General features: G+C 42.7%; 1 protein-coding gene and 1 pseudogene. Both read right to left on the reverse strand.

Translation table 11 applies throughout. The features are described from left to right. Positions 1-337, reverse strand: a 337-nt coding sequence (locus BZK24_RS08705) for a P-loop NTPase (protein ID WP_143424423.1), incomplete at its 3' end; no start/stop codon positions are given. Beyond that, a pseudogene (locus BZK24_RS09460) lies at positions 262-447 on the reverse strand (hypothetical protein); the annotation flags it as partial. The gene BZK24_RS08705 and the pseudogene BZK24_RS09460, both read right to left, overlap by 76 nt.

Below are 447 nucleotides of genomic sequence, written 5' to 3' on the forward strand. Positions count from 1 at the left end.
CTAAAACCCCCCAAATAATTTCCCTTAGCATCTGCCCAATCGCTCGCATGACCATGGGCCCGCTCCAAATGAGACTCTGCCCCTCATCATACAAAAGCCCCATGCTCATCACAGAAACGCCAAAAGCTTTTAAAGGAATGAGTTTTTTACCGCTAGGATCCATGATCACATCAGCGTTTTGTAAGCCCATCACTCTGGAGATATTTTCCCTTAAAATCGCGCTCGTTTCTTCAGAGCTTGAGGGGATTTCTATTAAAAGCCCTAATTGGTTGGCATGCAAGGTGATGTTTTTAACAAAACCAAAGCTGAAAATATCCTTGTCAAAATTAGGGTAAATGAAAGCCCCATGCTCATCACAGAAACGCCAAAAGCTTTTAAAGGAATGAGTTTTTTACCGCTAGGATCCATGATCACATCAGCGTTTTGTAAGCCCATCATTCTAGGGAT

It is taken from the genome of Helicobacter pylori (genome assembly GCF_001998165.1).
Lineage (GTDB): Bacteria > Campylobacterota > Campylobacteria > Campylobacterales > Helicobacteraceae > Helicobacter > Helicobacter pylori_DL.